This is a genomic window from Azospira restricta (assembly GCF_016858125.1).
In the GTDB taxonomy this organism is placed as follows: Bacteria; Pseudomonadota; Gammaproteobacteria; order Burkholderiales; family Rhodocyclaceae; genus Proximibacter; species Proximibacter restrictus.
In genome coordinates, this window is the sequence record NZ_CP064781.1 from 3689632 (window position 1) to 3715149 (window position 25518).

Genomic DNA, 25518 nt, shown 5'->3' on the forward strand with positions numbered 1-25518 from the left:
ACGTACAATTGGTCGAGACGCATTCTACCGATATGACCATGGAATTACAGGGCAAGCACATCGTTCTCGGCATCACTGGCGGCATCGCCGCCTACAAGGCGGCCGAGCTGACCCGGCTGCTGGTCAAGGCCGGCGCCACGGTGCAGGTGGTGATGACCGAGGGGGCGACGCATTTCGTGACGCCGGTGACCTTCCAGGCGCTGTCCGGGCGCACGGTGTTCACCGACCAGTGGGACGGCCGCGTCGCCAACAACATGGCGCACATCGACCTGTCGCGCGAGGCCGACCTGATCCTGGTCGCGCCGGCGTCGGCCGACTTCCTCGCCAAGGTCGCGCACGGGCTCGCCGACGACCTGCTGACGACCATGGTGCTCGCCCGCGACTGTCCGCTGCTGGCGGCGCCGGCGATGAACAAGCAGATGTGGGAGAACCCGGCGACGCGGCGCAACGTGTCGACGCTCGCCGCCGACGGCGTGACGCTGCTCGGCCCCGGTTGCGGCGATCAGGCCTGCGGCGAGACCGGCGACGGGCGCATGCTGGAGCCGGAGGAGATCGTCGAGGATTTGGTCGCCTTCCTGCAGCCGAAGCTGCTCGCCGGCAGGAAGGTGCTGATCACCGCCGGCCCGACCTTCGAGGCGATCGACCCGGTGCGCGGCATCACCAACCTGTCGTCGGGCAAGATGGGCTTCGCCGTCGCCCGCGCCGCGCGCGAAGCGGGCGCCGAAGTGACGCTGGTCTGCGGCCCGGTCAGCCAGCCGACGCCGCGCGGCGTGACACGGATCGACGTCACCGGCGCACTCGACATGCACCGCGAAGTGATGGCGCGCGCCGCCGCGCAGGACGTCTTCGTCGGCGTCGCCGCAGTCGCCGACTACCGGCCGCAGGCCGCTGCCGAACACAAGATCAAGAAGGACGATGGCGCGCCGCCGGCGATCATGCTGGTCGAGAACCCGGACATCCTGGCCGAGGTCGCGGCGCTGCCGAAGCCGCCGCTGTGCGTCGGCTTCGCCGCCGAGAGCCGCAACCTCGCCGACTACGCGCGGAAGAAGCGCGCGAAGAAGAAGATTCCGCTGATCGCCGGCAACCTGATCGAGCACGGCTTCGGCGGCGAGGACAACACGCTGGTGCTGTTCGACGACGCCGGCCAGACGCCGCTGCCGCCCGGCCCGAAGAGCGAACTGGCGCGCGCGCTGGTCGCCCACATCGCGCGCCTGCTGCGGGGCGATTGATGACCGACGACGAGCTCGTCCGCGCCGGCACGCGCCGCGTCGTCGGCCGCGCCGCGCTGCGCCGCCTGGGCGCCCTGGTGCGCGAATGGCAGGCGGAGGAGGCGGCGAAGGCGGTGCTGGCGAAGCGCTTCAGCGCCGGACTCGCCGTCGCCGCGCTGCTCGCGCTCGCGCTGTTCCACTGGCTCTACCGCTGATTCCCGACACCGACAGGAAACCTCCATGCATCGAATCGACGTCCGCATCCTCGACCCCCGCCTGCGCGACACGCCGCCGCACTACGCCACGCCGGGCGCCGCCGGCCTCGACCTGCGCGCCTGCATCGAGGCGCCGGTGAAGATCCACCCCGGCGAGACCATGCTGGTCCCCACCGGCATCGCCATCCACCTCGCCGACCCCGGTCTGGCGGCGATGATCCTGCCGCGCTCGGGGCTCGGCCACAAGCACGGCATCGTGCTCGGCAACCTGGTCGGGCTGATCGATTCCGACTACCAGGGCGAGATCATGGTGTCGACGTGGAACCGCGGCAAGGAGCCGTTCACGCTCAACCCGCTCGACCGGCTGGCACAGCTGGTGGTCGTGCCGGTACTGCAGGTGGCGTTCAACATCGTCGACGAATTCGTCGCCAGCGATCGCGGCGACGGCGGCTTCGGCAGCACCGGGCACGCCTGAGTGCGGGACGCCCGGGTAATACGCTTCGCGTATTACGAAGAATCCCCCTCGGATGAGGGCTGACGCTCAGCGGAAGCGGTAGCGCACGAAACGCCGGGAGGTGGCGACCCACAGCCCGGCGACGAGGAAGGTGAAGAAGAGCGGGATCGACCAGTTGGCCATCGTCAGGCCGAGGATCGATTCCTTGCTGGTGCAGAAGCCGGTGGCCATGAACATGAACGGCCACTGCATGCCCAGCCAGTCGACCAGCTTCTCGATCGGGTTCATCTCGCCGTAGCCGCACTGCACCGCGAGTTCGGGGTAGAGCTGCATCCACGTCTGGTAGCCGGCGGTGGCGAGGCCGCCGGCGGCGGTCAGCGCGATCAGCAGCCCCCAGGTCTTGCGCGCGCCGGGCGCGGCGACGCCGCACAGCGCCCAGAACGCCACCAGCAGGTAGAGCACGCGCTGGAAGATGCACAGCGGGCAGGGGTTGAGGCGCATCAGCTCGCCGATGACGAGGCCGGCGGCAACGAGGCCGGCGGAAGCAAGGGCGATCAGCGCAAACGCGGCGCGCGGGGTCTTCGGCAGGGTCATGTCAGATCAGGAAATGGCGTAGCGGCGCAGGCGCAGCGAGAGTTGTTCGAGTTGGCGGATGCCGGAGGCTTCGGCGCGACGGCACCAGTCCTGCAGCTCGGCGACCAGCTGTTCGCGCGTCGCGGTCGAGCGCTCCCAGACGGCGGCGAGCTCGCCGCGCATGCGGTAGGCCGTGGCCAGCGCGCCGCTCTCGGTGAGCAGCGCGTCGAAGCGCGCGCGCAGTTCGTCCGGCACGGCGCTGCCGTCCATCGCCAGGCAGCGCTTCAGCCCGCGGAACCGGCGGCGGTCGGCAAGCTTCGCCAGCTCTTCGCGGTACATCGCCTTCAGCGAGCGCGCGTAGCTGGCGAGCAGGTCGTAGCGGTGCGTGATCACCGCCTGCAGCGTGTCGCCGTCGACCTGCGGCCGCGGCGCGCCGAGGCGCAGGACCGGCGCCACCCGCTTCACGCGCGCCATGCCGAGCATCTCCAGGAGGCGGATGTAGCACCAGCCGATGTCGAACTCGTACCACTTGTTCGACAGCCGTGCCGAGGTGGCGAAGGCGTGGTGGTTATTGTGCAGTTCCTCGCCGCCGATCAGGATGCCCCAGGGCACGATGTTGGTCGCCGCGTCGGCGCAGGCGAAGTTGCGGTAGCCCCAGAAGTGGCCGACGCCGTTGATCACGCCGGCCGCCCAGAACGGGATCCAGACCATCTGCACGCCCCAGATCAGCGCCCCCGGCAGCACGCCGAACAGCGCCACGTCGATCGCCAGCATGAGGACGATGCCGTACTTGTGCAGCGGCGTGTAGACCTTGCGCTCGAGCCAGTCGTCGGGCGTGCCGTGGCCGAAGCGGGCGAGCGTCTCGGCGTTGCGCGACTCGCGCACGTAGAGGAAGACGCCGCCGAACAGCACGCGCGGCAGGCCGAGCACCTGCGGGCTGTGCGGGTCGTCGGCGGTCTCGCAGCGGGCGTGGTGCTTGCGGTGGATCGCCGCCCACTCGCGGGTGATCATGCCGGTGGTCAGCCACAGCCAGAAGCGGAAGAAGTGCGACGGCAGCGGCCCCAGTTCGAGCGCGCGGTGCGCCTGGTGGCGGTGCAGGAAGATGGTGACGGCGGCGATCGTCACGTGCGTCAACGCCAGCGCGGCGAGCACGTAGCCCCACCAGGGCAGGTCGAAGACGCCGTCGGTCATGGTCGTTCCTTTCGCATCGGGTTGCCGATTCTACGGCGCGGGTACGCGGATCGCATTGCTGCGTCGCAACGTTACACGAGAAACATTCTTGCTACACTCTACCGCTTACAAAAGTAATAAGCAGCATGCCGCTGCAAAAAAAACCCCACCACACCAGGAGACTCGTAATTGACTCGCACGGCCAAGGCCGCTGCCGGGCGCCCCCCCGGTAACGAGACGGCCCGCCTGCTGGCGCTCTTTGGCGCCTGCACGCAGCGGCGCACGCACGCCGCCGACACCGCTTCGCTGCTCGATGGCATCTGCGATGCGCTGGTCGAAACCGGCGGCTATCGCATCGCCGCGATCCAGCTCGCCGACCCGACGCGCGGCGACCCGCTACGCGCGCTGCGCGTCGCCGGCGACCAGCCGCCGCTGGTCTGGTCCGAGCTCGACCGCCTCGACCCGCCGGCACTGACGCTGCCGCTCGCCGCCGCCGGCCGCGAAGTCGGCAGGCTGCGCGTCGCCCGCGGCGACGGCCCCGTCGGCGATGGCGAGCGACAGGCGCTGCAGGCGCTCGCCGCCGACCTCGCCTTCAGCGCCGAGGCGATCCGCGCGAAGAACGCGCAGCGCCAGCTCGACGAGCAATTGCGCCAGCTGTCACGGGCGCTGGAATCGAGCTCGAACGGCGTGATGATCACCTCCTCGACGCAGCTCGACCACCCGATCGTCTATGTCAATCCCGCGTTCGAGCGCATCACCGGCTACAACGCCGCCGAGGTGGTCGGCCAGAGCGGCCGCTTCCTGGTCCGCGACGACCTGGCGCAGAAGGGGCTGAACGAGATCCGTGCGGCGCTGCGCGAGCGCCGCGAGGGACACACCGTGCTGCGCAACTACCGCAAGGACGGCCAGATGTTCTGGAACGAGCTGTCGATCGCGCCGGTGCGCGACGAGAGCGGGGAGATGACGACGCACTTCGTCAGCATCATCAACGACGTCAGCGAGCGCATCGCCTACGAGCAACAGCTCGAATACCACGCGACGCACGACGTGCTGACCGGGCTGGCCAACCGCAACCTGCTGCACGACCGCATCGACCAGGCGATCCTGCAGGCGAAGCACGCCGGCAAGCTGGTCGGCGTGCTGCTGCTCGACCTCGACCGCTTCAAGCTGATCAACGACGGCTTCGGCCACGCGCCGGCCGACAACCTGCTGAAGGCGGTCGCCGACCGCCTCCGCCATTCGGTGCGCGACACCGACACCGTCGCCCGCCTCGGCGGCGACGAGTTCGTCGTCGTCGCCGGCAACGTCGACGATGCGGACAACGTCGCCGGCATCGCCGCCAAGATTTCGCGTCAGCTGGCGCAGCCGCTGGTCGTCGAGGGCAAGGAGGTGTTCGTCACCGCCTCGGTCGGCATCGCGCTCTACCCGCGCGACGGCGAGCATGGCGAGAGCCTCTTGCGCAACGCCGACGTCGCCATGTACCGGGTCAAGGAGCACGGCCGCAACAACTACCGCTTCTACGCGCCGGAAATGAACCACATGGCGCTCGACCGGCTGGACATGGAAGGCAACCTGCGCCGCGCCCTGGAGCGCGACGAGATCACCGTCTTCTACCAGCCGATCCTGTCGCTGGAGAGCGGCCGCATCATCGGCGCCGAGGCGCTGGCACGCTGGAACCACCCGCGCATCGGCATGATCCACCCGCCCGAGTTCATCCCGCTGGCCGAGGAAACCGGACTGATCATCCCGCTCGGCGAGCGCGTGCTGCGCCTCGTCTGCGCGCAGCTCGCCGCCTGGCGCAAGGCCGGCCTGCCGCCGCTGCGCGCGGCGATCAACATCTCGGCGCGCCAGTTCCGCCAGGACGACCTGCCGCGGCTGGTCGGCCGCGTCCTCGACGAAGCCGGCCTCGCCGGCGACGCGCTCGAACTCGAGCTGACCGAGAGCATGGTCATGCACGACGTCGACAACGCGATCGCCATGCTGCGCGAGCTGAAGCAGCTCGGCGTCGACCTGGCGCTCGACGATTTCGGCACCGGCTACTCCAGCCTCTCCTACCTGAAACGCTTCCCGATCGACGCGCTGAAGATCGACCGCTCCTTCGTCCGCGACATCGACAGCGAGGCCGACGACGCGGCGATCGCGCACGCGGTGATCGCGATGGCGCACAGCCTCGGCCTGCGCGTGATCGCCGAGGGCGTCGAGAACGAGGCGCAGCTCGAACTGCTGCGCCGCTACGGCTGCGACGACTTCCAGGGCTTCCTCTTCAGCCGCGCGGTGCCGGCCGAGGAGTTCGCACTGCTGCTGAAGAGCGGGCGGACGATGCCGCCGGCGGAGTGCGAGGCATGAAGCGCCAGCTCGGCTGGCGGCGCGTGCCGCGGCAGGACCTCGCGCGCCACCTGCGCGAGGTCGAGATCGTCGCCTCGGAAGCGGTCGGCGAGAGCAGCATCTACCACTGCCGCAGCACTTCCGGCGAATCGATCGCCATCTCGCTGCCCGGCGAAGTCGGCCTGATCGTCGACATCGCCGTCGCCGTGCCGCCGGCGCTCGACCGCCGGCGCCGGCGCGCCGCCGCCGGCAGCAACGCCGACTAGGCGCCGGCGGGCGCCGCGGCTTTCCGGCGGCCCCGGCGAGCGGCTATCATGGCGGCCATGAACACCCGCATCCTTCTCGTCGAGGACGACGACCGCCTCGCCGAACTGACCGCCGAATACCTGCGCAAGAACGGCTTCGACGTGGACATCGAGGCCCGCGGCGACGCCGCCGAAACGCGCATCCTCGCCGCCCGCCCCGACCTCGTCGTGCTCGACATCATGCTCCCCGGCCAGGACGGCTTCGCCGTCTGCCGCGCGGTGCGCCCGCACTACGACGGCATCATCCTGATGCTGACCGCACGCGACGAGGACATCGACCAGATCCTCGGGCTCGAGCTCGGCGCCGACGACTACATCACCAAGCCGGTGCCGCCGCGCGTGCTGCTCGCCCGGATCAAGGCGCTGCTCCGCCGTGCCGCGCCGGCGGCCGGCGAGGAAGGCGCGGAAGGCGGCGGCGATTCGCTGACTTTCGGCAACTTCCGCATCAGCCAGCAGACGCGCAGCGCGACACTGGCGGGCGAAGCGATCGACCTGACCACCGCCGAGTTCGACCTGCTCTGGCTGCTCGCCCGCCACGCCGGCAGCATCCTGTCGCGCGACGACCTGCTGCAGCAGCTGCGCGGCATCGGCTTCGACGGGCTGGACCGCTCGATCGACGCGCGCATCTCGCGGCTCAGGAAGAAGCTCAACGACGACCCGGACAACCCGACGCGGATCAAGACCGTGCGTGGCAAGGGCTACCTCTTCTCGCGGCATGACTGGCAGTAACCCCGCCGGCCCGGCGACACCGAAGCGCCGCTTCAGCCTGCCGGCCGGGCGCTACCAGTTCTCGCGGCTGTTCTTCAACGCCTACCTGCTGACGATGGGCTCCTTCGTGGCCATCGCCATCGTCGCCGACTTCGTCATCAGCACGGCCCTGCGCGATATCTCCGACGACTACACGCGGCGCTTCATGCAGGGCACGGTGGCGATGATCGAGGAGGACCTCTTCCGCCAGCGGCGCAGCGAATGGACGAAGCGCATCAAGACCCTCGGCGAGCGCTTCAACTACAAGCTCGGCATCGCCGAGCGCGACGAGATCCGCCTGCCGGCCAGCCAGGGCATCAAGCTCGACGCCGGCGAACTGGCGGTCAGCGCCGACGGCGAGATCGTCTACCACCGGCTGAAGAACACCGCGCAGATCCTCGTCATCGGCCCGCTGTCGCCGGACCGCGACCCGGACAACCGGCGCTTCTTCACGCTCGAGATGCGCATCCGCCTGCTCACCTGGGGGCTGATCGGGCTGTTCCTCGCGGTCGCCGTCTGGTTCTGGCTGCGCCCGGTATGGCGCGACCTGGAGGCGCTGCGGCAGACCGCGCGCGCGCTCGGCGAGGGCGACTTCGGCGCGCGCGCACCGGCCGCCCGCAACACCGCCTTCGAGCTGCTCGCCGAGACGCTGAACGCGATGGCCGAGCGCGTGCAGCGCCTGATCGCGACGCAGAAGGAGCTCTCCAGCGCGATCTCGCACGAACTGCGCACACCGATCGCGCGCCTGCGCTTCGCGCTCGAGATGCTCGCCGAGACCGACGAGCCGGCCGAGCGCGAACGCCTGTGGCAGATGATGGAGGAGGACCTCGACGAGCTCGACAACCTGATCGACTCCAGCCTGACCTATGCCCGCTTCGAGCGCGAGCAGCCCGAGCTGCACCTGGTCGGCACCGAGTTCATCCCCTGGCTGGAAGAGCAGGTCGAGGACATCCGCCCGCTCGGCGGCAAGCTGGTGCTGACGCTGGACACCGGCCGGCTGCCGATCGCGCTGCGCGTCGACCTCGACCGCAAGACGATGCCCTTCGCCGTGCGCAACCTGCTCAGGAACGCGATCAAGTACGCGCAGGTGCGGATCGCGGTCAGCGCCGAGCTCGTCGACGGACGCATCCGCATCAACGTCGACGACGACGGCATCGGCATCCCGGAGGAGGAGCGCGAACGCGTGTTCACCGCCTTCACCCGGCTGGACCGCTCGCGCGACCGCACCACCGGCGGTTACGGCCTCGGCCTGGCAATCGCCCGGCTGGCGCTCGAACTGCACGGCGGCACCGCCACCGCCCACGCGTCGCCGCTCGGCGGCGCCCGCTTCACGCTGGAGTGGCCCGCCCGGGCGCCCCGCGAGTAACCCTCCCCCGCCGAGCCGGCCCCCGTCGTAGCCGGCTTCCGCCCGCCCCCGGCCGCTTGCCAGCGGCATTCCCGCCGTAACAAAGCGTTACAAAACGCTTACTCAAGCGCAACAGACTTCCCCCCGGGGAGGCCCTACTATGCGATCCATGACGCAAGCCGATGCAGCCGAACGGAGACAGAAATGAACAACGAAATCCAGAAGATCCGCGACGAATTCCTCGCCCAGGCGTGCCGCTACCTGTTCGGCGCCGCAGCCAACTGCCACGCGTTCCGCCCGCTGGACTTCGGCCTGCCGGCACTGCAGCCGATCCCGGTGACGAACCGGGGCTGCCAGCGCTAGACGTACCGATTACCTCCCCCTGGACCCATCCCTCCGACTGATGGGTCACTTCACCCGCGCCATCCCCCGGCGCGGGTTTTTTCTTTCCGGATTCCCTTTCCCTATTTCGCCCCCGCCAGCTCGGCGGCATTGAGCAGCCGCACCTCGCGCTGCGGGAACGGGAACTCGATGCCCTCGGCGCGGAACGCCTTCCAGATCGCCAGGCTGATGTCAGAGCGGATGCCGCCGGTGCCCTCGCCCGGATCGGGAATCCAGAAGCCCAGTTCCAGTTCGATGCCGTTGTCGCCGAAGGCGACGACGATCGCGCCCGGCGCCGGGTCGGCGAGCACGCGCGGCTGCGCGGCGGCGGCATCGACCATCAGCTGCATCGCCCGCTCGAGGTCGCTGTCGTAGGCGACCGAGGCGCGCACCGCGAGGCGGACCTGGCTGTCGGTGTAGGTCTGGTTGCGGATGATGTTGGTCACCAGGTATTCGTTGGGGACGATCACCTCGGTCCCGGTCAGCGTGCGCACCACCGTGTAGCGCGTGGTGATCTGCGTCACCTCGCCGGTGGTCGCGGCGTCGAGCGCGATCACGTTGCCTATGCGGATCGAGCGGTCGAGCAGGATCATGAAGCCGGCGACATAGTTCGAGGCGATCGTCTTCAGCCCGAAGCCGAGGCCGACCGCGAAGGCGCCGCCGAACACCGAGAGCGCGGTGATGTCGATGCCGACCAGCGCCAGGCTGGCGAGCAGCGCGACCACCGCCAGCACCGACTTGCCGGCGCGGGCGAGCACCACGCGCACGCTCGAATCGATACTCTCCGAGCGCAGCAGCCGGTGCTCCAGCCAGCCGGCGATCCACAGCGCGACGAACAGCGTGCTGAGCGCGGTGAACGCGCCGTTGAGCACCAGCCAGAGATCGAGCTTCTGCTTGCCGAGCGAGAACTGGACCGACTCCAGCCCGGCGATCACCGGCCCGGCCAGCCCGGTCAGGTACAGCGCCAGGCACAGCCAGACGCTGCCGGCGATCACCCGCTCCGAGGCGGCCAGCCAGCGCGCGCTGGGAAAGGCGTAGCGGAGCGAGAAGACGGTCGCGCGCACCAGCGCCAGCGACAGGAACAGCGGCACCGCCAGGTCGAGCAGGCCAACCGGCGCGTACGGCCGCATCACGGCGCGCGTGACCAGCACCAGCAGCAGCGCCGAGAGCGGGAAGACGATGCGGCGCAGCCCGAGCTCGCCGGCGGTCCGCGCTTCGCCGCCGGCGTGCGGGCGGCGGCGGAAGCGCCACTGCAGCAACAGGGCGATGCCGATGCAGACGGCCAGCGCCAGCGCTTCCCAGACGATCGACGGATCGCGCAGCTCGCGCAGGAACTGCTGCGGCAGGTGCAGGAACCCGGCCTCCATCATCGGCGCTCCATCGCCAGCGCAAAGAAGCCGTCGCTGCCGTGCGCCTGCGGCGACAGGCGCAACGCCTCGCCGGCGGCGGGCGCGATGCCGGCGACGCCCTGCTTCGCCAGGATCTCCGCGGCCGGCAGCGGCACGAAGTCGGGATGGGCGGCGAGGAAGGCCTGCACGACGCCGTCGTTCTCCTCGGCGAGCAGGCTGCAGGTGGCATAGACCAGCCGCCCGCCCGGCTTCACCAGCCGCGCCGCGGCGGCGAGGATGGCGCCCTGCTTGGCGACCAGCTCGGCGACGCTCTGCGGGCTCTGCCGCCACTTCAGGTCGGGGTTGCGGCGCAGCGTGCCGAGGCCCGAGCACGGCGCGTCGACCAGCACGCGGTCGAGCTTGCCGGCGAGCCGCTTCACCTTCGCATCGCTCTCCGACTCGATGCGTACCGGATGCACGTTGGAGAGCCCGGAGCGCGCCAGCCGCGGCTTCAGGTTGGCCAGCCGCTTCTCGGCGACGTCGAAGGCGTACAGGCGGCCGCTCGAGCGCATCAGCGCGCCGAGCAGCAGCGTCTTGCCGCCGGCGCCGGCGCAGAAGTCGGCGACCATCTCGCCGCGCTTCGGCGCGACCAGGAAGCCGAGCAGCTGGCTGCCCTCGTCCTGCACCTCGATGTCGCCGGCGACGAACAGCGGATGCTTGGCGAGCGCCGGCTTCTCTTCCAGCCGGATGCCCAGCGGCGAATACGCGCAGGCCTCGGCGGCGATGTCGTCGGCGGCGAGCCGCGCCAGCACCGCCTCGCGCGTCGTCTGCAGCGGATTGACGCGCAGGTCGAGCGGCGCCGGCCGGTTGAGCGCCATCGCCAGCGCCTCGGTATCGGCGCCGAACTGCGCCTGCAGGCGTTCGTACAGCCAGTCGGGCAGGTCGCAGCGCACCGCCGCCGGCCACTCCTCGCCCTTCGCCGCCTTCGCTGCCGCCAGCCAGGCGGTTTCGGCCTCGCGCGTCACCGGCGCCAGTTCGCGCAGGTTCCAGCCGCGCAGGCAGAACAGCGCGGCGAGCAACAGCCGGCGCGGGCTGGCGTCGCCGTCGCAGCGCGCCGACAGGCTGCGCAGCCGGCGCAGCACGGCGAAGCAGGTTTCGGCGACGAAGCCGCGGTCGGCGTGGCCGAGCTGCCGGTGCTCGCGGAAATAGTGCGAGAGCACGGCGTCGGCCGGGTACTCGAAACGCAGCAGCGCGGCGAGCGCGGCCTCGGCGTGGGCGAAGAGGGCGGGGGTGAATTTCATACGTTCAGCCTTGTTCACGGGGCGGCGGCCGGCGGCGGGTCGAGGCGGATGTCCTCGGCCAGCTGCTCGAAGCTTTCGCCCTTCTTGTCGATGTGCCGGATTTTAACCGGCAGCAGGTAATTGTCGGGCGCCAGCCAGACTTCGGTGGTGGTTTCGCCGCTGGCGCGGAAATGCAGCGTCCACATCGGCTGCCGCGGCGTCTCCACCCATTCCTTGCCGAGCAGCTCGAGGCGGTAGGTGCCGAGCTTGCGGCCGGTGGCAATGGCCAGGTCGCCGGTGCGCGCCAGCCAGCCGAGCTGGTAGTTGAACGACAGCAGGTCCTGGGCGCCGGCCGGCAGCGGCGCCGTTGCGCCTTTGCCGAAGCGGACGAGGCCGGCCTCGCGGTCGAAATCGACCTGTTCGACGCGCTCGCGTTCGCGGTCGAGGCGGCGCGACACATAGCGCTCCGGCTGCAGGCCGCCGGCGACCAGCGCCCCGCTGCTTTCGGTCTCGACGCGGACGGCGCGCAGCCAGGCGGCGACGCCGGTGGTTTCCATCACCGATTCGATGCGGTAGCGGCCGTCGGCCATCTGCCAGCGATGCCGGGCGCTGCCGATCAACGTCGGCGGGTCGCCGCGATGGACGACATAGCGGATCTCGCCGCTCGCCGGCAGCTGCGGCGACGTCGCCGCCGGCTCGACCGCGGCCGGCGGCTCGGCGGCCGACGGCATCGCTTCGGACGACGGCGGTGCGGCCGCGGCCGCGCCGGCGTCGGCGACGGCATCGACTCCGGCCGCAGCCTCGGTTGCCGCAACCTCGGTTGCCGCAACCTCGGTCGCCGCGACCGCGGGCGGCGCCGACGGCGGCCGCACCGGGCGCCGTGCCGGCTTCGCCGCCCTGGCGGCGGGCGCGGGTGGGACCGCGACCGGGGCGACACGCGGCTGCAGCACGATTTCGGCCTGCAGCGGCGCCGGTTCCGGCGACGGCGTCGGCGCCGGTTCGACGTCGGGTAGCAACAGCGCCGCCGCGTGCAGCCCGAGCGAGGCCAGCAGCGCGGCGGCGAGGGCGAAGGGCATGACCTAGGGCGAGATCAGCGCTGCCGGCTGCGGTCGCTCGGCAGCAAGCCGCACGCGCCCGCCGTCGAGGCTGAGCCGCCCCTCGGCGAACCAGCGCACGGCCAGCGGATAGACGAGGTGCTCCTGCTGCAGCACGCGCGCGGCCAATGTCGCCTCGTCGTCGGCATCGAGCACCGGCACCGCCGCCTGCACGACGACCGGGCCGTGGTCCAGCGCCGGGGTGACGAAATGCACCGTGCAGCCGTGGATGCGCACGCCCATCTCGAGCGCCTTCCGGTGCGTGTGCAGGCCCGGGAAGGCCGGCAGCAGCGACGGATGGATGTTGAGCAGGCGGCCCTCGTAGCGGCGCACGAAACCCTCGGTGAGGATGCGCATGAAGCCGGCGAGCACCACCAGGTCGGGCGCGTAGCCGTCGATGCAGGCGGCGAGCGCGGCATCGAAGGCCTCGCGCCCGGCGTAGGCCTGGTGGTCGACGACGGCGGTCGGCACGCCCTGCGCGGCGGCGGTTTCCAGCCCCCTGGCGTCGGGCCGGTTGCTGATCACGGCGGCGACGCGCACCGGCAGTTCGCCGCGGGCGACGGCGGCGAGCAGCGCCTCCATGTTGCTGCCGCGGCCGGAGATGAGGATGACAATGGACTTCATGGGCTTATCTGATGATGGCGGTGATGGCCCCGACCGGCAGGAAGACGGCCGAGGCGATGTTCTGGGTGAGCCGGGAGACCGCGCGGCCGTGCTTGTCGGCGACCACTTTCGCGAGCAGGTCGAGGAGGCCGACGATGCGGCCGAACTCGCGCTCGAACGACAGGTTGCGGTTGGCCGGGTCGAGTTCGTTGGAGAGCAGCAGCAGCTCGCCGTTCACCGACTTCGCCGAGGCCAGCTTCCACATCGCGATTTCCAGGTTGCGGGCGCAATTGTAGAGCTTCTGCTCGTTCAGGTCGTCGAGGATGTAGAAATCGTCCTTGTCGTCGAAGGCCGCATGGACCATCGTCAGCAGCCCGGCCATCAGCGCCAGCACGCGGTCGCCGGCGTAGTCCTCGCGGAACGCCAGCATCGCCGCGGCGCCCTCGCGCTTGCCTTCGAGTTCGGGGAAGTCGAGCCGGCGCGACGCGAAGAGGCGGGCGACGGCCGGCTCGATGCCGGTCTGGCCGCTCTTCTTCCACTCCTTCGGATTGCGCCGGTAGAGCTTCTCGGCGAAGCGGCGGAGACCCGCCAGCACCTCGCCGCGGACGGTATCGATGATGCGGTCGACGTCGGTCTTCGCCAGGTATTTCGCATCGACCACGGTTTCCGTCCTGCCGCCGGCGCCCATCTTCGTCGCGCAGGCGGCGACGAACGGAAACAGGGGCAGAAGGATCAGCGCACGACGATGCATGCCGCATGATAGCACCCGCCCGCCGGAGCGCCCCACGGGCGGGACAGCCGGCGCCGGGCCGCGATCGTCCCCGTCCGCGGGAGCGGGGATGGGAGAAAGCTCGTCGCCTCAGGCCGGGGTTTCGCCCTTGCGGTGCTGCCACCAGCCGTAGGCCACCGGCAGCAGCGAGACGACGATGATGCCGACGATGACCACGGTCAGGTTCTGCTTGATCCACGGCACGTTGCCGAACCAGTAGCCGGCGAGCGTCAGCGAGGCGACCCAGAGCACGGCGCCGCCGACGTTGAAGGCGGTGAAGCGCGCATAGCCCATCGCGCCGATGCCGGCGACGAAGGGCGCGAAGGTGCGCAGCAGCGGCAGGAAGCGCGAGATCACCACCGTCTTGCCACCATGCACCTCGTAGAACGCATGCGTCTTCTGCAGCGCCGCCTTGTTGAACAGGCGCGAGTTCTCCCAGTGGAAGACCTTCGGCCCGAGGTAGCGGCCGACATGGTAATTGACTTGGTTGCCGAGCACCGCCGCGACGATCAGCGTCGCCATCAGGAGGCCGAGGTCCATGCCGCCGAGCGCGGCCAGCGCGCCGGCGACGAACAGCAGCGAATCGCCGGGCAGGAAGGGCGTCACCACGAAGCCGGTCTCGGCGAAGATGATGAAGAACAGGATCGCGTAGATCCACGGCCCGTACTGCTGCACCAGCGTGGCGAGGTACTTGTCGAGGTGGAGCAGGATGTCGAAGAACTGGAGGAGCAGGTCCATCGGGATCGGCGGGCGGGGCACGGGGGAGGGCCGCCATTCTACCCGATCCGACGCGGTGTTCGCCGGCGGACGGCAGCCGCTATACTCCGCCCATGACTCGCGCCGAGCAGACCGTCCGCCATTTCCGCCACACGCTGCTGTGGCCGCTGCAGTTGGAGGTCGCCGGCGACGATCGCCGGCAGCCATGGCTGCGGCTGGCCGACTGCCCGCCATGGCGGCGCGTCGAGGACGAATTCACCGCTGACCCGGCCGAGTTCAAGGAACGGCACTACAAGGAATTCGTCACCTTCCTGCCCTACGTGCAGCGCTTCCTCTACGGCGAGAGCCGCTCGCCGCGTCGCGCCGCCGACGATCCGCCGAGCGACCCGCCGATGCAGGTGCTGCGCCGACACGACCTGGCCGCGATCCGCGCCGTGCTGCGCGAGGGCGAGGCGCCGGTGACGCTCGCCGTCGCCCACGTCGACCTCTACTTCTTCCGCGACCTCGACGTCGTGCTGCTGAACATCGAGCTGCACGCCGACGACCTGCCGCTGTCGACGGTCGAGGAGCTGCTCTACCGCTTCGGCCGCGCCTATCCGTCGGGCTGGGACGAACAGGGCAACGGCGTGCACAACCTGCATGCCGTCGAATTGCTCGGGCACGACGGCCAAGTGCTGGCGGTCTCGGATTCGGGCGCCCGCGACAAGTTCCTGCATTTCGTCTGCGCCCACCGCGCCCCCTGCCTCGCCGCGCACTGGGCCTGGCTGCTGCGACCGCTGGCGCTCGACCACAGTGCCGACGAGGGCGCGCTGCGCTACCGCCTGATCGAATACCACCGCATGCCGGTGATGGCCTACCTGGCGCTCGACGACCCGCGCGCGCTGGCGCGCGAGGATTTCATCCGCCTCGCGCTGATCTCGCACGTCCGCCCCGGCGACCCGCTGCCATGGACCGACCCGGCGATCGTCGAGTTCGAGCGCCACTACTGCGACGACCGCTACTGGACCGACAGCGACGCCGGGCCGAACACCCGCTTCCTGTGCTCGGGGCCGGCGCTGCTGGTGGTCGGCGAGGCCGGCGACGCCTACTTCCGCGACCGCGAGCGGGGCATGCTGGCACAGTTCCGCCACCAGTACTTCCTGCTCTTCCTGATCGCCCATTTCCACCGCGCGGCGCTGCTGGTGTTCTCCGACCGCCTGGTCGACGCGATCAACGACCTCGACATCGGCGACGCCGACTCGGTACGCCGCTTCAAGCGGCGCATCCGCGCGGTATTCGCCACCTTCCTCCGCTTCACGCACCGCTACTGGTTCCACGAGCTCTCGGAGCGCGGCCAGGTGCAGTCGCTGTTCCGCCGCGCCGCCGGCCAGCTCGGCAACGACGCGCTGTTCGCCGAGGTCAAGGAGCAGATCCGCGACATGAGCCAGTACCTCGACAGCGACAGCCAGCGGCGGCAGTCGAACACCGTCGTGCGGCTGACCGTGGTCACCGTCTTCGGCCTGATCACCACCGTCGTCACCAGCTTCTTCGGCATGAACCTGCTGGCGCTCGCCGACGTGCCGCTGGCCGAGAAGATCCACTATTTCATCATCGGCACCGTCGTGTTCACGGGGCTGGTGTTCTTCGCCATCGCCCGCTCGAAGCGCCTCTCCGACTTCCTCGAGACGCTCTCCGACGAGCGCCTCGGCGTCTTCGCCAAGGCCGCCGCCTTCGCCGACGTACTGTTCGTGCGCCGGAAGCGATGAACGCCGCCATCACCTCGCGCCCTACGGCACAATCCGGGATAATGCCGCCTTCGCCTTCCTCCGGCCGGCCATGCCCGTCATCCGCCAACTTCCCGACCTCCTGATCAGCCAGACCGCCGCCGGCGAGGTGGTCGAACGCCCCGCCTCGGTGTTGAAGGAACTGCTCGAAAACGCGATCGACGCCGGCGCGACGGCGGTGCAGATCGCGCTCGAAGAGGGCGGCGTCAAGCTGATCCGCATCGCCGACGACGGCTGCGGCATCGACCGCGACCAGCTGGCGCTGGCGCCGACCCGGCACGCGACCTCGAAGATCGCCTCGCTCGAGGACCTCGAGCGGGTGGCGACGATGGGCTTCCGCGGCGAGGCGCTGGCCTCGATCGCCGCCGTCGCCCGCATCACGCTGACCAGCCGCGCCGCCGGTGCGCCGCACGCCTGGCGGCTCGCCGGCGAGCCGGGCGCGGCGCCCGAACCGGCAGCGCTGATCGCCGGCACCGTGGTCGAGATGCGCGACCTCTACTACAACACGCCGGCGCGGCGGAAGTTCCTGAAGGCCGAGGGCACCGAGTTCGCGCACTGTGCGGAAGCGGTGAAGCGCATCGCGCTCGCCCACCCCGGCATCGCCTTCACGCTCACCCACAACGGCCGCGTCTCGCTGCAGCTGCCGCGCGCCGACGCGCGCCGCCGCGCGGCGGCGATCCTCGGCGACGACTTCCTCGCCGACGCGCGCGAGGTGGCGGCCGCGGCCGGCCCGCTGCGCCTGTCCGGCATCGCCGCGCTGCCGGCGCACGCCCGCGCCCGCGGCGACGCCCAGTACTGCTACGTGAACGGCCGCTTCGTACGCGACAAGGTGCTCGCCCACGCGCTGCGCGAGGCCTACCAGGACATGCTGCACGGCAGCCGCTACCCGGCCTACTGCCTGTTTCTCGAACTCGACCCGGCGGCGGTCGACGTGAACGTGCACCCGGCGAAGACCGAGGTCCGCTTCCGCGACTCGCGCGCGATCCACCAGTTCGTCTACCACGCGGTGAACAAGGCGCTGTCGGCGCCGCTCGGCGGGCTGGCGGCGGGCGCGGAGAGCAGCGCCGGCAGGCCCCTGGCGGCCGTCCCCGACGCGGCTCCGGCGACACCTGCGGCACCCGCCCCGGCCGCACCGATCTACGTGCCGCCGCGGCAGGCCTCGCTGCTCGCCGCCGAACCGGCGGTGCGCGCCTACACCGACTTCATCGCCGCCGCGCGGCCGTTGGCGGCGCAGACCTTCGCCGACGCGCCGCGCTTCGCGCCGGCGGCAAGCGCTACCGCGACTGCAAGCGAGCCGCCGCCGGCCGGCATGCCGCTGCTCGGCTACGCGCTGGCGCAGCTGCACGGCGTCTACATCCTCGCGCAGAACGCCACCGGCCTGGTCGTCGTCGACATGCATGCGGCGCACGAGCGCATCCTCTACGAGAAGCTGAAGACCGCCGTCGACGCGCACGCGATCGCGACGCAGGCGCTGCTGATCCCGGCGGTGTTCGCCGCCAGCGCGTTCGAGGTCGCCGCGGTCGAGGAACAGGCCGACGCGCTCGCCGCGCTCGGCTTCGAGCTCGCCGTCGTCGGCCCGGCGCAGCTCGCCGTGCGCGCGGTGCCGGCGCTGCTGCAGGCCGGCGACCCGGCGGCGCTGGCGAAAGCGCTGCTCGCCGAGCTGCGCGAGCACGGCGCGACGCAGCTGATGACCGCGCGCCGCAACGAACTGCTGGCGACGATGGCCTGCCACGGTGCGGTGCGCGCCCGCCGCCAGCTGTCGCTGCCTGAAATGAACGCGCTCTTGCGCCAGATGGAGGAGACCGAGCGCGCCGACCAGTGCAACCACGGCCGGCCGACCTGGGTGCAGCTGTCGATGGACGAGCTCGACCGGCTCTTCCTGCGCGGCCGATGAGCGCCGCCGCGCCGCTGCCCCCCGCGATCCTGCTGCTGGGCCCGACCGCGTCGGGCAAGACCGCGGCCGCGCTGGCGCTGGCCGACCGTTTCCCGGTCGCGCTGATCTCGGTCGACTCGGCGCTGGTCTATCGCGACATGGACATCGGCACCGCCAAGCCCGACCGCGACACGCTGGCGCGCTACCCGCACGCCCTGGTGGACGTGATCTCGCCGGAGGAAAGCTACTCCGCCGCGCGCTTCCGCAGCGAGGCGCTGGCGGCGATGGACGCCGCGCGCGCCGCCGGCAAGGTGCCGCTCTTGGTCGGCGGCACGATGCTCTACTACAAGGCGCTGCTCAGCGGCCTCGCCGATCTGCCGCAGGCCGACCCGGCGCTGCGTGCCGAACTCGACGCCGAGGCCGCCCGCCGCGGCTGGCCGGCGCTGCACGCCGAGCTCGCCCGGCACGATCCGGAAACGGCGGCGCGGCTCGCGCCGAACGATTCGCAGCGTCTGCAGCGCGCGCTCGAGATCCTGCGCTTGACCGGCCGGCCGATGTCGGCGCTGCTCGCCGAGGCCGCCGCCGACGGCCCGCCGCCGTGGCACTTCCTGTCGCTCGGCCTGCTGCCGTCGAATCGCTCCGTGCTGCACGCGCGCATTGCCGAGCGCTTCGACGCGATGCTCGCCGCCGGGCTGGAGGACGAGCTTGCGTGGCTGCGCAGCAAGTACCGGCTCACCCCGGAGCTGCCGTCGATGCGCTGCGTCGGCTACCGCCAGATGTGGGAGGCGCAGGACGGGCTGATCCCGCGCGGCGAGCTGCGCGAGCGCGGCATCTACGCGACGCGGCAGCTGGCCAAGCGCCAGATCACCTGGCTTTCCAACTCGCTCGACTGCGAGCGCTTCGACTGCCTCGCCGGCGACCTCGTCGGCCGGCTCGTCGACCGCGTCGCCGGCTGGCTCGGCGCGCGCGCGTAATCGCGCACCCGGCCGCCGCTCAGCGGCGGAACGCGTCGGCGGCGATGCCGTGCCGCGCCAGCTTGTCGTACAGCGTCTTCTTCGGCAGCTGCAACAGGTCCGCCGCGCGCGCGACGTTGCCGGCGCACTGCTGCAGCGCGTTCTCGATGATTGACCGCTCGGCGCGCTCGACCTGCGCGGCGAGCGCCGGCGAGGCCTCGCCGGCGGCTTGCGCGAAGCCGTCGGGCAGGCCCAGGCAGAGGCGGTCGGCGACGTTCTTCAGCTCGCGCACGTTGCCTGGCCAGTCGTGGGCCTGCCAGCGCAGCAGGTCGGCGGCGCCCCACTCCGGCGCCGGCCGGCCGTAGCGCTGCGCCGCCTGGTGCAGGAAGTAGCCCATCAGCAGCGGCAGGTCCTCCTTGCGCTCGCGCAGCGGCGGCAGGTCGAGGCTGGCGACGTTCAGCCGGTAGTAGAGGTCGGCGCGGAAGCGGCCGGCCGCCGACAGCTCGGCGAGGTTCTCCTTGGTCGCCGCCAGCACGCGGCAGTCGACCGGCACCGCGGCGTTGCCGCCGAGGCGCTCGACGACGCGCTCCTGCAGCACGCGCAGGAGCTTCGCCTGCAAGGCGAGCGGCATGCTCTCGATCTCGTCGAGGAACAGCGTGCCGCCGCTGGCGTACTCGACCTTGCCGATGCGCCGCTTGCCGGCGCCGGTGAAGGCGCCGGCCTCGTGGCCGAACATCTCGCTCTCGAACACGCTCTCCGGCAGCGCCGCGCAGTTGATCGCGACGAAGGGCCCGCGGCGGCCGCTGGCAGCGTGGATGGCGCGGGCGACGACCTCCTTGCCGCAACCGGTCTCGCCGTTGATCAGGATGTCGACGTCGGTCGCCGCCAGCGCGGCGATCAGCCGGCGCACCGCGACCATGCCCGGCGACTGGCCGATCACCGGCACCTCGCCGTGCTCGTCCAGGCGCTCGCGCAGGCGGCGGTTCTCCAGCAGCAGCGCGCGCTTCTCCAGCGCCTGCTGCACGACCTTGGTCAGGCGCTCGGCGGCGAACGGCTTCTCGATGAAGTCGTGCGCGCCCTCGCGCATCGCCTGCACCGCCATCGCCACGTCGCCGTGGCCGGTGACCAGCACCACCGGCAGCTCGCGGTCGCGCTGGCGCAGCTCGCGCAGCAGCGCCAGTCCGTCGCGGCCGGGCAGGCGCACGTCGCTGACGACGACGCCGGGCAGCTCGCGGGCGAACGCGGCGAGCGCACCTTCGGCGTCGGCGAAGGCGCGCACCGGCAGGCCGGCAATGGCCAGCGTCTGCTCGCAGCCGCGGCGCACGTCGGGGTCGTCCTCGACCAGGAAGACCGGCAGCCGGCCGTAGCCGGCGGACTCAGCGGCCATTGCGCACCTCCTTGGCGTAGCTGGCGGCGTCGATGTCGACGATCTCGACCGACAGCTGCAGCTCGGCCCCCGGCGGCGGCGCGCAGGCGTCGGCGAGCGCCGCCAGCACCGCCTCGGCGAGCGCCCGCTTGGCGCCGGGCGGCCGCCCGGAGAGCAGCGCGACGCGGACATGGGCGAAGGCGCGCGGCGCCGCCTCGACGCCGACGCACCACTGGTCGAGGAGCAGCGCGCGGCTCTTCAGGTCGCTCTCGGCGAACAGGCTGGAGGCGAGGAGCGCACGGTTCAGCCGCGGCAGTATGTCGGGCGCCAGATGGGGGGCGAGGTTGTCGGTGTATTCGAGGGTCAGATGAGGCATGGGGCGTCTCCGCAGGCAGTCGAGTCGAGCAGCAGCGCGAATTCGGCGCCGCTGCCGTCGAGGTTCTTCGCTTCCAGCCGGCCGCCGAAGCCCTCGACGATGGCCAGCGAGATCGCCAGCCCGAGGCCCAGACCTTCGCCGGCCGGCTTGGTGGTGTAGAAGGGTTCGAACAGGTGCGGCAGCGCGTCGGCCGGAATCCCGGGGCCATTGTCGCGCACCGCGATGCGTACGCGCCCGCCCTCCTCGGCGACGCGCAGCTCGAGGCGCGGCTCGTCGTGGCCGGAGACCGCGTCGAGCCCGTTGCGCAGCAGGTTGACCAGCACCTGCTCGAGGCGCACCGCCTCGGCGACGACGTAGCGTCCGCTGCGCACGGCGCTGCCGTCGATCGTCGCGCCGAGCTCGCGCCGACGCGGCTCGACGATCAGCAGCGCGTTGGCCAGCGCGTTGTCCACCGGCACCGGCCCCAGCGCCTCCGGCGCCTTGCGCGCGAACGACTTGAGCTGGGTGACGATGGTCCCGAGGCGGCCGGTGAGCTGGCTGATCGTCTGCAGGTTCTCGCGCACCTCGCCGAGGCGGCCGAGGTCGAGCAGCGCGACGGCGTTGTCGGAGAAGGTATGCAGCGCGGCGAGCGGCTGGTTCAGCTCGTGGCTCATGCCAGCCGACATCTGGCCGAGCACGGCGAGCTTGCCGGTCTGCACCGCGGCATCGCGGGTGCGGCGCAGGATCGCCTCGGTGCGTTCGAGCTCGGCGACCTTCGCCGACAGGTCGGCGGTGCGCTCGGCGATGCGCGCCTCCAGCTCGTGGTGCGCGCGCCGGCGCTCCTCCTCGCGCCGCCGGCGCAGGCGCAGGTGTGCGGCGACGGCGGCGGCGAAGGCGCTCGCGAAGCCGGCGGCGACGCCGGCGACCAGCGCCGTGACGCGCGCTTCCGCCGGATCCGACAGCAGCACCAGCGACCAGCCGAGATGGCCGACCGGCTGCGCCTGCACCAGGCGCTCGTTCTGCCGCCCGTCGGGCAGCGCCAGCGGCACCGGCCCGCCGCCGCTGCGGCGCAGGTCGCTGCCCGGCGCCAGCGGCGACAGCGGATGGCTGCCGTACTGCCGCTGCTCGACCAGCCGCGCGCGCGTTTCCGCGTCGAGCGGCGCGAGCGCCCGGTAGCGCCAGTCGGGCAGCGAGGAGAGGAAGACGATGCCGGCGGCGTCGGCCAGCATCACCGTGTCACCGCTCTTCGCCAGCGCCTGCTCGAAGGCCTCCAGCCCGACCTTGACGGCGACGACGCCGCGCACCTGGCCACCCAGGCGCACCGGCGCGGCGAGGAAGTAGCCGGGCTCGCCGGTGGTCGCACCGACCGCGTAGAAGCGGCCCAGCCGGCCGGCCAGCGCCTCGCGGAAATAGGGCCGGAAGGCGTAGTTCTGGCCGACGAAGCTCTGCGGCAGGTACCAGTTGCTCGCCGCCAACGTGTTGCCGTCGCGGTCGATCAGGTAGGCGGCGGCGACGCCGGCCTCGCCCTGCACCGTCTCCAGGTAGCGGTTCGCCGCCGCCCGCCGCGCCGCATCGGACGGACTGGCGAGCAGCGCCGCGAGGTCGCGCTCGAGCACCAGCAGCCCGGGCAGCGATTCGTAGCGGGTCAGCGTCGCCTCCAGCGACAGCGCGTAGAAGTTGAGGCGCTGCCGCGCCAGCGTGCGTTGCGCCTCCAGGCTCAGCGCGAAGGCGACGAAGTAGACGAGGACGCCGACGACGACGCAGCCGGCCAGCGCCAGCCCGATGCGGCGCAGGTCGGTGCGCGAGAAGGAGAAGCGCAGCGCGCTCGCCGGGGGCATCAGGGTCATCGTCGGCGGGCTCAGTGCAGCAGCTGGCCGTCGCGGCCGACGATGCTGAGGTCGACGAAGCGGCTACCCTCGCGGCGGCCGCCGGAGAAATCGACGCTGATGCCGCCGGCGTCCCAGCCGCGCAGCGTCTCCAGCGCGGCGACGAGGGCGGCACGGTCCGGCGCGCGGCCGGCGCGGCGCACGCCCTCGGCGAGCGTGCGCGCGTACAGGCAGCCTTCGAGCATGGTGTAGGAGAGGCGCGTCTCGCCGGCCGCCGCCAGCGCCCGCGCGGCGCCGCGTACCAGCGGGATCTCGCGCCGGCCGGGGCTGGGCAGCACCTGCGCCAGCACCAGCCCGCGCGCCGCGGCGACGCCGATGCGGTCGACGATCTGCGCCGCGTCGTTGACGCTGACGCCCATCAGCTGCCCGGCGTAGCCGGCGCCGCGCATCGCCTTGACGAAAGCGGCGCTGGCCAGCGTGTTGGAGATCATGATCACGCCCTGCGGGTCGACGCGCGCGAGCGTCGCGGCGGCGGCGCCGACCTCGGTGCTGTTCTTCTCGTAGCTGGCGAGCGCGGCCGGCTGCAGGCCGTGCCGCGCCAGCGCCGCCTCGACGCCGGCCAGCCCCTCGCGCCCGAAGGGGTCGTTCTGGTAGAACACGGCGAAGCGCTGCAGGCCCATGGTGGTGGCGGTGTCGACGATCTGTGCGGTTTCGTCATCGTAGCTCGCGCGCAGGTGAAAGACGAGCGGGCTCCCCGGCACGCGCAACGAACGCGCGCCGGTACGCACGCCGACCAGCGGGATGCCGGCGGCGGCGAGCAGGCCGTCCTGCTGCAGCGCCTGCAGGTTGCCGGTGCCGACGAGGCCGAGGAAGGCGATCGGCTGCTCGCGCGAGAGCGCCTCGCGCGCCTGGCGCACCGTTTCGTCGGCGCGGTAGCCGTCGTCGCGCGTCAGCAGGCGCAGCGTGTGGCCGCCGGCGCCGCCCTGGCGGTTGACCTCCTCCAGGCAGGCGCGGGCGCCGAGCATCAAGTCGCGGCCGGTGGCGGCGAGCGGCCCCGACAGCGGCGCCACCTGCACCACGGTCAGTTCGCGCGCCGTCCCCGGCGCGCTGGCAAGGACGAGACAGCAGACGAGTGTCGACAGACGCAGTTTGTTCATGGCCGGGCTCCGGGGGTTGCGGGAAGGGCTCAGACGCGGAAGGCGGCGACGGCGACGCGCAGGCCCTGTGCCAGCCCGTCGAGCGCCTCCGCCGCCTGCGCCGCGCTGCCGCTGGCGACGTCGTTGTCCTGCGCCATGCGCGCGATGTGGCGGATGTCGTCGGCGACGCGCGCCGAGCCGCCGCGCTGCTCGCGGATCGCCGCCGCAATCGCGGTGACGCCTGCGGCCGCCTCGCCGACGCGGCCGTGGATGTCGGCGAAGCTGCGGTCGAGGTCGCCGCAGTGCGCCTCGCTGCTCGCCAGCGACTCGGTGCCGTGCGCCAGGCACTGCTCGACCGCGCGCGAGCGCTCGCCCAGCGCGCGCGTCGTCTCGTCGATGCGGCTCGCCGCCTGCGCCGAGCGCTCGGCGAGCTTCCTCACCTCGTCGGCGACGACCGCGAAGCCGCGCCCCTGCTCGCCGGCGCGCGCCGCCTCGATCGCCGCGTTCAACGCCAGCAGGTTGGTCTGCTCGGCGAGGTCCTTCACCTCCGAGGTCATGTGCACGATGGTGCCGGTGGCCTCGACGAACTGGCGCACCGCCTGCGCGATCTCGTCGAAGGCGTCCTTGACGCGGCCGGTCTGGCCGAGCACCTGGCGCAGCGTGGCGTCGGCGGCGGCCGCCGCGGCAGCGCTCTCGGCGGCCATGCGGTGCACGCGCTCGGCGGTGTCGGCGATCGAGGCGACGCCGCTGCTCATGCCGCCGACGGTCGCCGCCGCCGTCGCCGCGACTTCCGACTGCCGGCACGAGCCGTCGGCGACGCGCGCGGCGCCCGCCGCCAGCGCCTGCGCCGCCTCGGCGACGCGACCGGCATCGTCGGTGACGCGGCGGGCGACGTCGCGGAAGCGGTCGATCACCTCGTTGCAGGCGCTCGCCGCCGCGCCGATCTCGTCGCCGGCGGCGACCGCCGCGCGGTGGCCGAGCTCGCCCTGCCGCCAGGCTTCCGCCGCGCGCTGGATCGCCGTCACCTGGCGCAGGATGCGGGCGCGCACCAGGAAGCTGACGGCGAGCGCGATGGCGATCGCCAGCGGCACGACGCCGGCGATGATCTGCACCGTCGCCGCGGTGTTCGCTGCCGCCGCGTCGTTGGCCTCGCGGCTCAAGCGCTCCTCGAGCGCGGCGAGCGCGGAGAGCGGGCCGTGCATCGCGGCGTAGCCGGCCTCGGCCTTGCCCAGGTAGGTGGCGGCGAAGGCGACGTCGTCCGCCGCCACGTCGACGACGTCGAGCACCGCCTGCCGGTAGCCGCGCGCCGCCGCCCGCGCCGCGTCGAGCTGCTGCCGCTCCGCGGCGGCCAGCGCCGGGCGTTCGGCGAGCTGCGCGAGCGTCGCGTCGAGCGCGTCGAGGCCGGCGCGGATATCCTTGCCGAGGCGGTCGACGCGCTCGGCCGGGAAGTTGCTGGTGACCCAGGCGAGCAGGCGATAGACGTCGCGCAGCGAGGCGTCGAGCAGGCCGACGCCGCCGCCGGCGGCCTTGAAGTGCTCGAAGCGCACCTGGCTGAGGTGGGCGATCGCCTGTTGCTGCTCGCGCAGGCCGAGGTAGGAAACGGTCGCCACCGCGAGCAGCAGGGCGACGGTGATGACGGGGGCCAGGGCGAGCTTGGCCCCCAGCCGGAGCCGGTCCAGGAAACGCATGCCATTCTCCTCCGCGGGGCGCCGTGCGGCCTTCTGCGGGCCGC

The 25518-nt window shown here is 71.9% G+C and carries 24 protein-coding genes; 11 read left to right on the forward strand and 13 right to left on the reverse strand.

Annotated elements, in window-relative coordinates:
* Positions 1-38 precede the first annotated feature (38 nt).
* The 3 genes from coaBC to dut are packed head-to-tail and all read left to right on the forward strand — an operon-like array spanning position 39 to position 1898.
* Positions 39-1229, forward strand: coding sequence for a bifunctional phosphopantothenoylcysteine decarboxylase/phosphopantothenate--cysteine ligase CoaBC (gene coaBC, locus IWH25_RS17575; RefSeq protein WP_203389301.1), 1191 nt, complete (start codon positions 39-41; stop codon positions 1227-1229).
* The gene (locus IWH25_RS17580) at positions 1229-1423 is read left to right on the forward strand and encodes a hypothetical protein (RefSeq protein ID WP_203387052.1); all 195 of its coding nucleotides are present in this window, start codon (positions 1229-1231) and stop codon (positions 1421-1423) included. The genes coaBC and IWH25_RS17580 overlap by 1 nt, the downstream gene beginning before the upstream one ends.
* 25 nt (positions 1424-1448) lie before the next feature.
* On the forward strand, positions 1449-1898 hold the full coding sequence (dut, locus tag IWH25_RS17585) for a dUTP diphosphatase (protein ID WP_203387053.1): 450 nt from the start codon (positions 1449-1451) through the stop codon (positions 1896-1898).
* A 66-nt stretch (positions 1899-1964) separates the two neighbouring features.
* Here dut and IWH25_RS17590 read toward each other — a convergent pair whose 3' ends face one another.
* Both IWH25_RS17590 and IWH25_RS17595 read right to left on the reverse strand, forming a co-directional pair.
* Positions 1965-2471, reverse strand: a complete 507-nt coding sequence (locus tag IWH25_RS17590; RefSeq protein ID WP_203387054.1) for a disulfide bond formation protein B — start codon at positions 2469-2471, stop codon at positions 1965-1967.
* A 6-nt stretch (positions 2472-2477) separates the two neighbouring features.
* A complete protein-coding gene (locus IWH25_RS17595; protein ID WP_203387055.1) occupies positions 2478-3641 on the reverse strand; it encodes a DesA family fatty acid desaturase in 1164 nt (387 codons plus the stop codon).
* 168 nt (positions 3642-3809) lie between these two features.
* Here IWH25_RS17595 and IWH25_RS17600 point away from each other — a divergent pair, with 168 nt between their 5' ends.
* The 5 genes from IWH25_RS17600 to IWH25_RS17620 all read left to right on the forward strand — a co-directional run bounded on the left by IWH25_RS17600 (position 3810) and on the right by IWH25_RS17620 (position 8705).
* Positions 3810-5966, forward strand: a complete 2157-nt coding sequence (locus IWH25_RS17600; RefSeq protein WP_203387056.1) for a putative bifunctional diguanylate cyclase/phosphodiesterase — start codon at positions 3810-3812, stop codon at positions 5964-5966.
* Positions 5963-6211 (forward strand): hypothetical protein, encoded by a 249-nt coding sequence (locus IWH25_RS17605; RefSeq protein WP_203387057.1) that lies wholly within the window; start codon positions 5963-5965, stop codon positions 6209-6211. Before IWH25_RS17600 ends, IWH25_RS17605 begins: the two co-directional genes overlap by 4 nt.
* 57 nt (positions 6212-6268) lie before the next feature.
* Positions 6269-6979: a winged helix-turn-helix domain-containing protein gene (locus IWH25_RS17610; RefSeq protein ID WP_275403825.1), complete on the forward strand. Its 711-nt coding sequence runs from the start codon at positions 6269-6271 to the stop codon at positions 6977-6979.
* Positions 6966-8363 (forward strand): ATP-binding protein, encoded by a 1398-nt coding sequence (locus IWH25_RS17615; protein WP_203387059.1) that lies wholly within the window; start codon positions 6966-6968, stop codon positions 8361-8363. The genes IWH25_RS17610 and IWH25_RS17615 overlap by 14 nt, the downstream gene beginning before the upstream one ends.
* 183 nt (positions 8364-8546) lie before the next feature.
* A complete protein-coding gene (locus IWH25_RS17620) occupies positions 8547-8705 on the forward strand; it encodes a hypothetical protein (RefSeq protein ID WP_203387060.1) in 159 nt (52 codons plus the stop codon).
* Between the two features lie 101 nt (positions 8706-8806).
* On the opposite strand, the gene IWH25_RS17625 is transcribed toward IWH25_RS17620, so the two are convergent.
* The 6 genes from IWH25_RS17625 to IWH25_RS17650 form a co-directional block, all read right to left on the reverse strand.
* A complete protein-coding gene (locus IWH25_RS17625; protein ID WP_203387061.1) occupies positions 8807-10093 on the reverse strand; it encodes a mechanosensitive ion channel family protein in 1287 nt (428 codons plus the stop codon).
* The gene (locus IWH25_RS17630; RefSeq protein WP_203387062.1) at positions 10090-11352 is read right to left on the reverse strand and encodes an RsmB/NOP family class I SAM-dependent RNA methyltransferase; all 1263 of its coding nucleotides are present in this window, start codon (positions 11350-11352) and stop codon (positions 10090-10092) included. The genes IWH25_RS17625 and IWH25_RS17630 overlap by 4 nt, the downstream gene beginning before the upstream one ends.
* Before the next feature lie 14 nt (positions 11353-11366).
* The gene (locus tag IWH25_RS17635) at positions 11367-12407 is read right to left on the reverse strand and encodes a DUF3108 domain-containing protein (RefSeq protein ID WP_203387063.1); all 1041 of its coding nucleotides are present in this window, start codon (positions 12405-12407) and stop codon (positions 11367-11369) included.
* Between the two features lie 3 nt (positions 12408-12410).
* Positions 12411-13049 carry a phosphoribosylglycinamide formyltransferase gene (gene purN, locus IWH25_RS17640; protein ID WP_203387064.1) on the reverse strand — a complete coding sequence of 213 codons (639 nt, stop codon included), beginning with the start codon at positions 13047-13049 and terminating at the stop codon, positions 12411-12413.
* A 4-nt stretch (positions 13050-13053) separates the two neighbouring features.
* Entirely contained in the window at positions 13054-13779 is a 726-nt protein-coding gene (locus IWH25_RS17645; RefSeq protein ID WP_203387065.1) for a hypothetical protein, read from the reverse strand.
* Positions 13780-13887: 108 nt separating this feature from the next.
* The gene (locus tag IWH25_RS17650; RefSeq protein WP_203387066.1) at positions 13888-14535 is read right to left on the reverse strand and encodes a DedA family protein; all 648 of its coding nucleotides are present in this window, start codon (positions 14533-14535) and stop codon (positions 13888-13890) included.
* A gap of 92 nt (positions 14536-14627) precedes the next feature.
* Between IWH25_RS17650 and IWH25_RS17655 the strand changes: the two genes are divergently transcribed.
* The 3 genes from IWH25_RS17655 to miaA all read left to right on the forward strand — a co-directional run bounded on the left by IWH25_RS17655 (position 14628) and on the right by miaA (position 19124).
* On the forward strand, positions 14628-16259 hold the full coding sequence (locus IWH25_RS17655; protein ID WP_203387067.1) for a CorA family divalent cation transporter: 1632 nt from the start codon (positions 14628-14630) through the stop codon (positions 16257-16259).
* 70 nt (positions 16260-16329) lie between these two features.
* The gene (mutL, locus tag IWH25_RS17660) at positions 16330-18171 is read left to right on the forward strand and encodes a DNA mismatch repair endonuclease MutL (RefSeq protein WP_203387068.1); all 1842 of its coding nucleotides are present in this window, start codon (positions 16330-16332) and stop codon (positions 18169-18171) included.
* Positions 18168-19124 (forward strand): tRNA (adenosine(37)-N6)-dimethylallyltransferase MiaA, encoded by a 957-nt coding sequence (gene miaA, locus IWH25_RS17665; protein WP_203387069.1) that lies wholly within the window; start codon positions 18168-18170, stop codon positions 19122-19124. The genes mutL and miaA overlap by 4 nt, the downstream gene beginning before the upstream one ends.
* A 19-nt stretch (positions 19125-19143) precedes the next feature.
* Here miaA and IWH25_RS17670 read toward each other — a convergent pair whose 3' ends face one another.
* Genes IWH25_RS17670 through IWH25_RS17690 form a run of 5 tightly spaced genes read right to left on the reverse strand, consistent with a single transcriptional unit; the run spans position 19144 to position 25474 of the window.
* Positions 19144-20490, reverse strand: a complete 1347-nt coding sequence (locus IWH25_RS17670; protein ID WP_203387070.1) for a sigma-54-dependent transcriptional regulator — start codon at positions 20488-20490, stop codon at positions 19144-19146.
* Complete coding sequence (locus tag IWH25_RS17675; RefSeq protein ID WP_203387071.1) at positions 20480-20845, reverse strand: 5-carboxymethyl-2-hydroxymuconate Delta-isomerase; 366 nt, start codon at positions 20843-20845, stop codon at positions 20480-20482. Before IWH25_RS17675 ends, IWH25_RS17670 begins: the two co-directional genes overlap by 11 nt.
* Positions 20833-22671 (reverse strand): sensor histidine kinase, encoded by a 1839-nt coding sequence (locus tag IWH25_RS17680; protein ID WP_238998951.1) that lies wholly within the window; start codon positions 22669-22671, stop codon positions 20833-20835. The genes IWH25_RS17675 and IWH25_RS17680 overlap by 13 nt, the downstream gene beginning before the upstream one ends.
* A gap of 11 nt (positions 22672-22682) precedes the next feature.
* Complete coding sequence (locus tag IWH25_RS17685; protein ID WP_203387072.1) at positions 22683-23807, reverse strand: ABC transporter substrate-binding protein; 1125 nt, start codon at positions 23805-23807, stop codon at positions 22683-22685.
* A gap of 29 nt (positions 23808-23836) precedes the next feature.
* Positions 23837-25474 carry a methyl-accepting chemotaxis protein gene (locus tag IWH25_RS17690; protein ID WP_203387073.1) on the reverse strand — a complete coding sequence of 546 codons (1638 nt, stop codon included), beginning with the start codon at positions 25472-25474 and terminating at the stop codon, positions 23837-23839.
* Between the last annotated feature and the right edge of the window lie 44 nt (positions 25475-25518).

Bases quoted from the DNA above. Each gene is read 5' to 3' on its own strand.
- coaBC (WP_203389301.1), top strand. From the start codon at position 39: ATGGAATTACAGGGCAAGCACATCGTTCTCGGCATCACTGGCGGCATC.
- IWH25_RS17580 (WP_203387052.1), top strand. From the start codon at position 1,229: ATGACCGACGACGAGCTCGTCCGCGCCGGCACGCGCCGCGTCGTCGGC.
- dut (WP_203387053.1), top strand. From the start codon at position 1,449: ATGCATCGAATCGACGTCCGCATCCTCGACCCCCGCCTGCGCGACACG.
- IWH25_RS17590 (WP_203387054.1), bottom strand. From the start codon at position 2,471: ATGACCCTGCCGAAGACCCCGCGCGCCGCGTTTGCGCTGATCGCCCTT.
- IWH25_RS17595 (WP_203387055.1), bottom strand. From the start codon at position 3,641: ATGACCGACGGCGTCTTCGACCTGCCCTGGTGGGGCTACGTGCTCGCC.
- IWH25_RS17605 (WP_203387057.1), top strand. From the start codon at position 5,963: ATGAAGCGCCAGCTCGGCTGGCGGCGCGTGCCGCGGCAGGACCTCGCG.
- IWH25_RS17610 (WP_275403825.1), top strand. From the start codon at position 6,269: ATGAACACCCGCATCCTTCTCGTCGAGGACGACGACCGCCTCGCCGAA.
- IWH25_RS17615 (WP_203387059.1), top strand. From the start codon at position 6,966: ATGACTGGCAGTAACCCCGCCGGCCCGGCGACACCGAAGCGCCGCTTC.
- IWH25_RS17620 (WP_203387060.1), top strand. From the start codon at position 8,547: ATGAACAACGAAATCCAGAAGATCCGCGACGAATTCCTCGCCCAGGCG.
- IWH25_RS17625 (WP_203387061.1), bottom strand. From the start codon at position 10,093: ATGATGGAGGCCGGGTTCCTGCACCTGCCGCAGCAGTTCCTGCGCGAG.
- IWH25_RS17630 (WP_203387062.1), bottom strand. From the start codon at position 11,352: ATGAAATTCACCCCCGCCCTCTTCGCCCACGCCGAGGCCGCGCTCGCC.
- IWH25_RS17635 (WP_203387063.1), bottom strand. From the start codon at position 12,407: ATGCCCTTCGCCCTCGCCGCCGCGCTGCTGGCCTCGCTCGGGCTGCAC.
- purN (WP_203387064.1), bottom strand. From the start codon at position 13,049: ATGAAGTCCATTGTCATCCTCATCTCCGGCCGCGGCAGCAACATGGAG.
- IWH25_RS17645 (WP_203387065.1), bottom strand. From the start codon at position 13,779: ATGCATCGTCGTGCGCTGATCCTTCTGCCCCTGTTTCCGTTCGTCGCC.
- IWH25_RS17650 (WP_203387066.1), bottom strand. From the start codon at position 14,535: ATGGACCTGCTCCTCCAGTTCTTCGACATCCTGCTCCACCTCGACAAG.
- IWH25_RS17655 (WP_203387067.1), top strand. From the start codon at position 14,628: ATGACTCGCGCCGAGCAGACCGTCCGCCATTTCCGCCACACGCTGCTG.
- mutL (WP_203387068.1), top strand. From the start codon at position 16,330: ATGCCCGTCATCCGCCAACTTCCCGACCTCCTGATCAGCCAGACCGCC.
- miaA (WP_203387069.1), top strand. From the start codon at position 18,168: ATGAGCGCCGCCGCGCCGCTGCCCCCCGCGATCCTGCTGCTGGGCCCG.
- IWH25_RS17670 (WP_203387070.1), bottom strand. From the start codon at position 20,490: ATGGCCGCTGAGTCCGCCGGCTACGGCCGGCTGCCGGTCTTCCTGGTC.
- IWH25_RS17675 (WP_203387071.1), bottom strand. From the start codon at position 20,845: ATGCCTCATCTGACCCTCGAATACACCGACAACCTCGCCCCCCATCTG.
- IWH25_RS17680 (WP_238998951.1), bottom strand. From the start codon at position 22,671: ATGACCCTGATGCCCCCGGCGAGCGCGCTGCGCTTCTCCTTCTCGCGC.
- IWH25_RS17685 (WP_203387072.1), bottom strand. From the start codon at position 23,807: ATGAACAAACTGCGTCTGTCGACACTCGTCTGCTGTCTCGTCCTTGCC.
- IWH25_RS17690 (WP_203387073.1), bottom strand. From the start codon at position 25,474: ATGCGTTTCCTGGACCGGCTCCGGCTGGGGGCCAAGCTCGCCCTGGCC.